A 9,625-nucleotide genomic window follows, 5' to 3' on the forward strand; every position below is an offset into this window, starting at 1 on the left:
TTAAAGAATTTATAGAATTATTTACGGTTTCATTTAAAGTTTCTTTTACCGCATTTTGTGCTTTTTCTTTAACGTTTTCAGTAGTTTTATCAATGGCTTCATTAATGGTTTCTTCTATTTTCGAGCAAGAATTTAGCATTAATAAAGGGAGAATGACTACAATATATTTCTTCATTTTTAAATTTTAAAATTAATTTTCTTTAGAGGAATTGATGAGTTTATCGAGATTAACACTTCTGACAGACGCATCGAAAATCTCACGATATGAACCGCTAAGATGAATGGTTTCGGCACATTTTAAAATAGAAAAAAAGGAATATTCTAATTTAACAAAAAAAAACAATCACAATTAATAACTAAAATTGCTGTGATAAAAAAGACTATTCTTTAAAATTCAAAAGCAAAACTGGTTAAATAATGCAATTCAGTTTTACTGGCAGCTCTTGCACTAGATTCCGCTTCTTCTAACGAATAATTGGTATTGATTTCTTTCTTTTGAAACAGAAAAGAGTTGTTGGAATTTTTGTCCACGACTTCATTAAAGATGTGTTCGATTTCAGAATTTGCTAACGACGCAAAACTAATATCTTCAAAACCATACATCAATCTTAAATTATCGGTATCCTGAAAATTTTCATCCACAAAATGCTGAAACTGATATTTCGAATCAAAATTCCCAGCCCAGATATTATAAACAAAAGATTTCTTTTTCGGTTTATTTAAAATATCCTGATACACAAAATTTTCGCCCAGATAAGCATCTCTCACTTGCGGATCATTTGCCAAATCATGTGGAAGCCCTTCTTTCAAAATCCTTCCTTCAAACATAATATAGGTTTTATGAGTAATTGCTAAAGTCTGCTGTACATTGTGATCGGTAATTAAAATCCCGATATTTTTATCGACTAAACTTCTTACAATTTTCTGAATATCTTCTACCGCAATTGGGTCAACTCCGGCAAAAGGCTCATCTAGCAAAATAAAATTCGGGCTGGTTGCCAAACAACGGGCGATTTCGGTTCTTCTTCTTTCACCTCCAGAAAGTAAATCACCACGGTTTTTGCGAACATGTTGCAAAGAAAACTCTTCGATGAGTTCGTCACATTTTATTCTTTGTTCGCGCTTAGAAAGTTTGGTCAATTGCAAAACTCCGAGGATATTGTCTTCCACCGAAAGTTTTCTGAAAATTGATGCTTCTTGCGCTAAATAACCGATTCCTTTTTGGGCACGGCGGTACATTGCATCGCTTGTAATTTCTTTATTGTCTAAGAAAATCTTACCTGAAGTTGGTTTTACCAAACCCACAATCATATAAAAACTGGTGGTTTTTCCGGCTCCATTTGGTCCGAGAAGCCCTACGATTTCACCTTGCCGAACTTCGACAGAAACCCCTTTTACCACTTTTTTTGGACCGTATTCTTTAATTAAATTTTCTCCGCGTAGAATCATGTAGCAAATATAATAAATTAGATGCAAGGTTGGGTGAAAACCTGAATGCGAAACGCAGAAAATCCAACGATAAAACGAGATTTTCTTTAGTTTTCGGTTTAAAAAAATTATCTTCGCTCTTTAGAAAAATCATCAGATTTGAGTGCCAAGGAAAAAGAATTTGCGAAACTTATAAAAGATAATCAAGGTTTGATCATCAAGGTTTCTCGACTTTATACCAATACTTTGGAAGATGAGCAAGATCTTTTTCAGGAAATTGTGTTACAACTTTGGCGTTCCTACGACTCATTCAAAGGGCAATCTAAAATTTCTACTTGGATGTATCGTGTGGCTTTGAATACGGCAATTACCCTATTCAGAAAAAAAACAAAATCGCCGCAAACCGATGAATTAATGGATTATCATCATCGTGATTTTGTGGAAGATGATGACGAAAAGCAACAGCATATTTCAACACTCTATAAAGTCATTAAAATGCTGCCAACGGTGGAACGGGCAATTGTAACGATGTATTTGGATGATTTACCATACAGAGATATTGCAGAAAACTTAGGGATTACAGAGGTTAATGCAAGAGTGAAAATGAATCGCTTAAAAAAAACATTAAAACAACTCATGGAAAAACATGCCTGAATTTAATTTAGATAGTTTCAAAAAAACTTGGCAGCAAGAACCTGCTCAGCCAAAATATGACAGCAAAGATATCGAATCGATGCTGAATAAATCGTCACGAAATTATGTAAAATATATTCTTTGGATCAGTTTAGTTGAATTCATCATTATTCTAGGAGTCAATATATACTATACTTTTTTAGGAAACGATACTTCTGATTTGGTAAGCGTTTTTGGGAAATTAGGAATTGATCACTCGCTGAATTTTGAAAGCACCATATCAAAATTTTATTTTATATTAAAAATAGTAAGCCTAGGTCTCACTGGAGTTTTTGTTTATTTATTCTATCAAAATTACCGAAAAATTAAAATTGAATCGAATCTTAAAAAATTGATTCTACAAATCATTAAATTTAAAAAAACGGTTCAATTATTTATTGTTGCCAATATCGGTCTGGTCATTTTATTTACCTTGATTTTAGGAGCATTCACGTTTTCAGTATTAGCGAAACAAAATATTAAATTACCGAATCCAACATTAATTGGTTTTATCACAGGATTAATACTAACCATGGCAGTCAGCGTGGTTTTAATCTGGATTTATTACCGAGTAGTTTACGGATTCATCCTCCGAAGATTAGGCAAGAATCTAGAACAGCTCCAAAATATAGAAGAGGAAAATTAAATGAAACCTTCCTCTTCTCTTATGCTCTTTACTGCAAATTTTACAATTCTTTTCTTAATCGCGCTACTGGAATATTCAGTTGTTCACGATATTTTGCAATAGTTCGTCTGGCAATATTATACCCTTTCTCTTTCAAAAGTCCTACTAAAGCGTCATCTGTATGAGGTTTTCTTTTGTTCTCATGTTCGATAACTTCCATCAAATGGGTTTTAATTTCTTTGGTAGAAACTTCTTCACCATCATCATTGGTTAATGAATCTGAGAACAGACTTTTCAGATAAACAATTCCGTTTGGTGTATCGGCATATTTGCTTTTTACCACTCTGGAAATCGTAGAAATATCGAAACCAGTAATATCAGCAACATCCTTTAGAATCATTGGTTTCAGTGATTTGTCATCAGCTGTAATGAAATACTCTTTCTGTAACTGAACAATCGCAGAAATGGTTTGTAACAAAGTATTCTGGCGTTGATTAATGGCATCGATATACCATTTTGCCGCATCTAATTTTTGTTTAATAAAAAGCGCTGCCTGCTTATGTTCTGCCGATTTTTTATCATGAGAATAGGTTGTTAAAATATCTTTATATTCATCTGAAACCCTCAGAGATGGAGCGTTTTTACTATTTAAAGAAGGAATTACATCCACCCCTTTTGGTCCATTATCTTTAACTGTGATTAGAAAATCTGGTATAATTTCATTATTAATGGTAATCGTTTGGGTATCGAAATTCCCACCAACTTTAGGAGATAATTTTGAAATCACTTCCAAAGCATCTTTTAAATCCTCCTCTTCAATATCGTACTTTTGAATAATCTTGTTGTAATGTTTGTTCGTCAAGGCATCAAATTGATTTCTCAAAATATTTGCCGCTAAACTGACCGATTTATCAGCACTCACCTTTTTCTCGATTTGCAACAGAAGACACTCTTGTAATCCCCTAGCACCAACTCCAGGCGGATCTAATTTCTGAACGTAATTTTCTAAAATTTCAGTTACCTTTTCTGGAAAAGTAATAAGCCCTTGTGAAAAAGCTAAATCATCCACCAACTGCTTCACTTCTCTACGAAGATAGCCGTCGTTATCAAGGTTTCCAATAATATATTCAGCAATTTTTAAATCATCACCTTCTATATTTGCCAGACGAATTTGCTCCAAAAGATAGTCATATAATGACTCTCCTTCTGTTAAAAGCGACTGATTATCAAACTCTTCATCATCAGCAGAATAATTATTTGCAGATGATTTATAAGCCGGCTCATCATCGAAAATATATTCGTTCACATCGAAATCGGTATCGATACTTTCGTTGCCTTCGTCTTCAAATTTTTCGTCTAAGGAAGCGTATTCTTCTTCTTTATTTTCTTCTTGCACTTTTTCCAATGCAGGATTTTCTTCAAGCTCGCGCTCCAATTCTTCTTCAAATTCCAAGGTATGAAGTTGTATCAATTTCATTAATTGAATTTGTTGTGGCGCAAGTTTTTGTCCGAGTCGAAGTTGAAGGTTTTGCTTAAGCATAAATTGAAATTACATGTACGAATTTAGGTAAATTATTTTAAATGAAACTATTTTGCATGATTTTTGCTGTGGAATTTGCTCACAAAAAAACTTTCAGAAAATTCTCCGAAAGTTTTTTGGTTTATTTCAATATTAAATTTCTAAAACTCCGCATTTTTCGGAGTTCTCGGGAAAGGAATTACATCTCGAATATTCGTCATTCCCGTCACGAAAAGCACCAATCTTTCCAATCCTAAACCAAATCCTGCGTGCGGAACAGAACCAAATTTTCGCGTATCCAAATACCAAGAAAGTTCGTGTTCATCAACATTCATCGCTTTCATTTTCTCGGTTAAAATATCATATCGCGATTCTCTTTCAGATCCACCGATGATTTCGCCAATTCCCGGGAAAAGAACATCCATTGCGGCAACGGTTTTTCCGTCTTCATTCAGTTTCATGTAGAATGCTTTAATTTCTTTTGGATAATCAAAAAGAACAACTGGACATTCAAAATGCTTTTCTACCAAAAATCGTTCGTGTTCGCTTTGCAAATCTGCGCCCCACTCTTCGATTGGAAACTGGAATTTTCCTTTTTTATTTTCTTTAGAATTTTTCAGAATATCAATCGCTTCGGTGTAAGAAACTCTTTTGAATCTTTTCTGAATAACATTCTCTAATTTCTGAATTAAACCTTCGGAAGCTCTGTCTTTTTCAGGTTTTTGCTTTTGTTCTTCGGCAAATCTTTTGTCTAAAAATTCCAAATCATCTTTGCAATTTTTTAAAACATAACCAATCACGTATTTCAAGAAATCTTCGGCTAAATCGATATTGTCTTCCAAATTATTAAAGGCAACTTCAGGTTCTACCATCCAGAATTCTGCGAGGTGACGCGTTGTGTTGGAGTTTTCTGCCCGGAAAGTTGGACCAAAAGTATAAACTCTTCCCAATCCCATCATTGCGGTTTCGGCGCTTAATTGCCCGGAAACAGTAAGATTTGTTTTCTTCCCGAAAAAATCCTGTTCGAAATCGATATCACCATTTTCGTCGCGCGGAATGTCATTTAAATCAAAATTGGTAACACCAAACATTTCACCAGCTCCTTCTGCATCGGCACCAGTAATGATTGGTGTATTCATATAGAAAAACTGGTTCTGATTAAAGAATTGATGAATCGCAAAACTCACCGAACTTCTTACCCTGAAAATGGCACCAAACAAATTGGTTCGCATCCGCAAATGCGCTTGTTCACGAAGAATTTCTAAGGAATGTTTCTTGGGTTGAAGAATGGTTTTATCTCTTTCTTCAGTGAAATTATCTCCTAAAATAATGATTTTTTTGGCAATAATTTCGATGGTTTGTCCAGCTCCTTGGCTTTCGATGACTTCGCCAACAATTTTCACTGAAGAAGCGGTACTAATTTTACTAATGATTTTCTCATCAAAATTTTCGAAATCGACAACAATCTGCAAATTATTAATGGTAGAACCATCATTCAAAGCGATAAATCGGTTGGAGCGAAAAGCCCGAACCCAGCCTTGTACGGTAATATCGTGGTGTAAAAGTTTCTTGTAATCTGAAAGTAATTCGTTAATCGTAGTTCTCATAATTTTAAAAAGTCAATAGATGCAAATATAAAGAATTTTGATGTCATATTTGATGTTGGCTGGGATTTTTCAGAAAACATTTCAAATTTTCATCGTTCAATTTTCTTATAAAACCATGTTTCAATTTCATTTATTAAAGTCTTACAGAAACTGTTGCTTCTGCCGAAAACACATTGAACTGATTCGGAATTCTTGTTTTATACCAAAGTCGATATGGCGTAAAACTTCCTTTAATTCCGAAACCCAAATTTCCTTTCCAAATTCTTAATCCTTGCCCGAATTGTAAGGTAGAAATCGATTCTGCATCAACGATAATCTGAGCAGAATTTTCACTTTCAGGTTCTCGAATTGGATCATTCGGAATTCCTTTTCCATCAAAGAAAAGGGTATTCAATGTTAATTCACTTATCCATTCAATTTTCTGATTTTTCACAGAAAACTCTTTTACAAGTCTTCCTCCTAAATTCAAAATATAACCTTTCGATTCTACGGAATAATCATTTCCATTTTTCCCATACACAAAATCATAAACAGAAGATCCGGATTTTAAATTTCCACCTAATTCTAATCTTGCGTCCGTTTCCACTGGATAACGATACCAAATTCCGAAAGCAAATTCGGGATTCGGTTTTGCAATTTTAGAAGAATGATTGGAAGCAATTCCAAATTCAAAAAGTAATTTATGATCTTTCTGTTCAGTCGGAATCTGAGCATTCATCGCAAAAGTTCCAAGGAAAACAAATAAAAACTTCATGATTTTAAAAATTGAGAATTGGTAAAGTCCGTTTTGTATTCTTGTTCCAGAAACCGAGTTGAAAATTTCTACCGTTTTTATTGTTATTAACAATTCCCACTTGGATTCCTTTTAAGTTTTCAGATTTATTTACAAATCCTATTTGCAAACCTTTCATTTGCTTAGCTTCATTAAATCCCCCTATTTGCAAACCTGTGAATTTTTCAGAATAATTTCCCATAAAAGCGAACGTTATTCCTGCTCCTTTTTCAGAATTATTTGCCGCTCCAGAAACATGAATTCCATTTAAAATTCCCGAAGTATTATTAAATAAATTGGCAGAAAAACCATTGGTTACTCTTGCGTGATGATAAATCGAAATTCCGAGTCCATTCAATTTTGCACCATCCATCATTCCTCCTGTGGAAATATGAATTCCATTTAGAATCACAGTTACTTCATCTTCGCTGGGAACTGGAATTGCTTGTGGAAGCAAAGGATAAAGTAGAGTAATAGGATTAATTTGAAGATTAATACCATTAATTTTTTGCTTCTGATAACTGTCAAAAACCCCGAGATTAATTCCAGTGGTGTTTTTTGCAATTTTTGCTGGATTGAAAGTTATCACTGCAGATTTTAACTTTAAATCTTGACTTAAAGAATCTTGTCCAAACATGAACGTGCAAGCAAAAATGAACAATAATTTCGTTTTCATAATAATTGATTTTAAATTGATGGTTCAAAATTATTACGCAAACCCAATTTTCTAAATGTGGAAAAGAATTAATATTTTTTCTACATTTGTGAAAATCGCAAAAACATGTATCAAGAACTTTTGCTAAAAGAAATTAGAAGAAAAATCGGAGAGAAATCTTTGAACGACGAAATCGCCAATATCCTGAATATCAGTTACGATGCAGCTCATCGAAGAACTTCACAAAAGGCAAAATTCAGTTTGGAGGAAGCCGTAATTTTGGCAAGTTATTATCAAATTTCTTTAGACGAATTTTTGAAAACCGATCACCAAATCATTGCGAAGAAAACGAAACCGATTCGCACCATCGCAGATTTGCTCAATTATTTTGATGATGCGCTGCAATTGTTGCAATCTTATAAAATAAACCAAAACACGGATGTATATTATTCGGCGAAAGATATTCCGTTTTTTTATACCATTTCGAATTCGGTATTGTCGAAATTTAAACTTTTTGTTTGGATGAATTTACTGAATCAAAAGGATTTTCTTACTCCATTTGAAGAATTTAAAATAGAACGACATTCCGATAAAACCGAAGAACTCACCACACTTTATGAGAACTTAAACGTAACTGAAATTTGGAACAATACTACTATTTCAAGCATTTTGAATCAAATATCTTTTTACACTGAAATAAGAATTTTAACGAAAGAAACTGCGCATTTAATTTTAGAAGAACTGCGAGATTTAATAAAAAACATCGAGCAAAAAGCTGAGAATGAAAGCAAAAAATTCCAGATTTATGCTCATGACATTTTAATTCTCAACAACAGTATTTTGTTTAAAAACGAGGAAAAATCTTCGCTTTTTGTACCCTTTAATATGTTCGGATATATTTCTACTGATGACAAAAACACGTGTGACGATGCTTTCAATTTCTTTCAACATCAAATAAAAAATTCTACTTCTCTCAGTTTTTCAGGACAAAGAGACCGAAAAAAGTTTTTCAATGAAATGTTGGAAAGTGTAGAAAATTTACAGAAAAAATTATAAGACTTACTCGTCTTTCTTCGATGGAATCAAGAAAACATCCATCAATCCTTCTGGTAAAGACATTTTCAAGAATTTTTCTTCACGATTCAATTCCAGAATCCAATCTTTGATAATCGGAATTACGATTTGTTTCCCCGCCAAAGTAAGAAGAAAATAATGTTGACCTGTTTGATCGTTGATGGATTCGATGATTCCGCAAGATTTGCCATCTTCTTCTCGGATTTCGAAACCTACAACTTCGTGATAATAAAATTTATTTCCGGTGAGTTTCGGTAAGCCAGAAAGTGGAAGATAAACCGCTTTCCCAACCGCTTGATTCACCAACGCTTCAGAAGAATTTTTGAAAGAAATAATTTTGGTATCAGCTTTGGACCACGATTGCTTTTCAACAAAAAACGGCACCAATAATCCATTAACTTCAACAAAAATCGAATCTAATTTGTGGTACATTTCGGGTTGATCTGTATCTAATTTCAGAACCACATTCCCCTGAAGTCCGTGTGTTCTGGTAATTGTTCCTAAAAAATAGCAATCTTCTTTTTTCATGGTGCAAATATAAATGGTTTTAAAATAATAGAGACGTCAAAAATGACGCCTCCATAATTCTTAAAATAAGAGATTTATTAAGCCTGAGTTTCTTCAGTTCCTTCTGCTTCTGCAGTTGGTTCTTCAGTAGTTTCAGCTACAGCTTCTGGAGCTGCTTCTTCTACAACTGGTGCATTAGCTGCTTCTTCAGCTGCTTTTGCTTCTGCAATCTTAGCATCAGCTTCAGCTTTCGCATCATCAACTAGTTTTTGTGCAGCGTCTAATCTATCTTGGTTTACTTTTACTTCAGCTTCTAAAGCTGCTTTTTTAGCATCTTGTTTAGATTTAGCCAAACCATCTTTTTTACCAAGAACTTGTTGCTCTTTTGCTTCTAACCAAGCAGCGAATTTGCTATCAGCAGTCGCTTGATCGAAAGCACCTTTAGCTACACCTCCTTGTAAGTGTCTTTTGTAAAGTACTCCTTTGTAAGAAAGGATTGCACGAGCAGTATCAGTAGGTTGCGCTCCGTTACCTAACCATTTTACTGCAGCATCTACGTTAAGTTCAATTACCGCTGGGTTAGTGATTGGATTGTAAGTACCAATTTTTTCGATGAATTTACCATCTCTACTTGCTCTTGCATCGGCAACTACGATGTGGTAGAAAGGTTTTCCTTTTTTACCGTGTCTTTGTAATCTAATTTTTACTGACATAATTGTTTGAATTTGTGGGAACTCGTCCCGATTAATTATAAGGTTGCAAAGGT

At 33.9% G+C, this 9,625-nt stretch carries 9 protein-coding genes and 1 pseudogene; 3 read left to right on the top strand and 7 right to left on the bottom strand.

Features of this window, described 5'->3' with window-relative positions:
- Positions 1-723 precede the first annotated feature (723 nt).
- Positions 724-1,449, bottom strand: a pseudogene (lptB, locus tag WBY99_RS12105) (LPS export ABC transporter ATP-binding protein); the annotation flags it as partial.
- 138 nt (positions 1,450-1,587) lie between these two features.
- Here lptB and WBY99_RS12110 point away from each other — a divergent pair.
- On the top strand, positions 1,588-2,082 hold the full coding sequence (locus tag WBY99_RS12110; protein WP_423976594.1) for an RNA polymerase sigma factor: 495 nt from the start codon (positions 1,588-1,590) through the stop codon (positions 2,080-2,082).
- Complete coding sequence (locus tag WBY99_RS12115; protein WP_423976595.1) at positions 2,075-2,746, top strand: beta-carotene 15,15'-monooxygenase; 672 nt, start codon at positions 2,075-2,077, stop codon at positions 2,744-2,746. Before WBY99_RS12110 ends, WBY99_RS12115 begins: the two co-directional genes overlap by 8 nt.
- Positions 2,747-2,786: 40 nt before the next feature.
- On the opposite strand, the gene rpoN is transcribed toward WBY99_RS12115, so the two are convergent.
- From rpoN to WBY99_RS12135, 4 genes are all read right to left on the bottom strand, one after another.
- Entirely contained in the window at positions 2,787-4,265 is a 1,479-nt protein-coding gene (gene rpoN, locus WBY99_RS12120) for an RNA polymerase factor sigma-54 (protein WP_423976596.1), read from the bottom strand.
- A gap of 140 nt (positions 4,266-4,405) precedes the next feature.
- Entirely contained in the window at positions 4,406-5,851 is a 1,446-nt protein-coding gene (asnS, locus tag WBY99_RS12125) for an asparagine--tRNA ligase (RefSeq protein WP_423976597.1), read from the bottom strand.
- Positions 5,852-5,984: 133 nt separating this feature from the next.
- Entirely contained in the window at positions 5,985-6,605 is a 621-nt protein-coding gene (locus tag WBY99_RS12130; RefSeq protein WP_423976598.1) for a hypothetical protein, read from the bottom strand.
- A 4-nt stretch (positions 6,606-6,609) separates the two neighbouring features.
- Positions 6,610-7,299: an LA_2272 family surface repeat-containing protein gene (locus tag WBY99_RS12135; RefSeq protein ID WP_423976599.1), complete on the bottom strand. Its 690-nt coding sequence runs from the start codon at positions 7,297-7,299 to the stop codon at positions 6,610-6,612.
- 105 nt (positions 7,300-7,404) lie between these two features.
- Between WBY99_RS12135 and WBY99_RS12140 the strand changes: the two genes are divergently transcribed.
- Positions 7,405-8,334, top strand: a complete 930-nt coding sequence (locus WBY99_RS12140; protein ID WP_423976600.1) for an XRE family transcriptional regulator — start codon at positions 7,405-7,407, stop codon at positions 8,332-8,334.
- 3 nt (positions 8,335-8,337) lie between these two features.
- Here the strand turns inward: WBY99_RS12140 and rimM are convergent, their stop codons facing one another.
- Entirely contained in the window at positions 8,338-8,880 is a 543-nt protein-coding gene (gene rimM, locus WBY99_RS12145; RefSeq protein ID WP_423976601.1) for a ribosome maturation factor RimM, read from the bottom strand.
- A 77-nt stretch (positions 8,881-8,957) separates the two neighbouring features.
- On the bottom strand, positions 8,958-9,572 hold the full coding sequence (locus WBY99_RS12150) for a 30S ribosomal protein S16 (RefSeq protein WP_423976602.1): 615 nt from the start codon (positions 9,570-9,572) through the stop codon (positions 8,958-8,960).
- Positions 9,573-9,625 lie beyond the last annotated feature (53 nt).

Origin of the sequence: Kaistella sp. (assembly GCF_049588135.1) — a bacterium.
Classification (GTDB): Bacteria; Bacteroidota; Bacteroidia; order Flavobacteriales; family Weeksellaceae; genus Kaistella.

Bases quoted from the DNA above. Each gene is read 5' to 3' on its own strand.
- WBY99_RS12115 (WP_423976595.1), top strand. From the start codon at position 2,075: ATGCCTGAATTTAATTTAGATAGTTTCAAAAAAACTTGGCAGCAAGAA.
- rpoN (WP_423976596.1), bottom strand. From the start codon at position 4,265: ATGCTTAAGCAAAACCTTCAACTTCGACTCGGACAAAAACTTGCGCCA.
- asnS (WP_423976597.1), bottom strand. From the start codon at position 5,851: ATGAGAACTACGATTAACGAATTACTTTCAGATTACAAGAAACTTTTA.
- WBY99_RS12130 (WP_423976598.1), bottom strand. From the start codon at position 6,605: ATGAAGTTTTTATTTGTTTTCCTTGGAACTTTTGCGATGAATGCTCAG.
- WBY99_RS12135 (WP_423976599.1), bottom strand. From the start codon at position 7,299: ATGAAAACGAAATTATTGTTCATTTTTGCTTGCACGTTCATGTTTGGA.
- WBY99_RS12140 (WP_423976600.1), top strand. From the start codon at position 7,405: ATGTATCAAGAACTTTTGCTAAAAGAAATTAGAAGAAAAATCGGAGAG.
- rimM (WP_423976601.1), bottom strand. From the start codon at position 8,880: ATGAAAAAAGAAGATTGCTATTTTTTAGGAACAATTACCAGAACACAC.
- WBY99_RS12150 (WP_423976602.1), bottom strand. From the start codon at position 9,572: ATGTCAGTAAAAATTAGATTACAAAGACACGGTAAAAAAGGAAAACCT.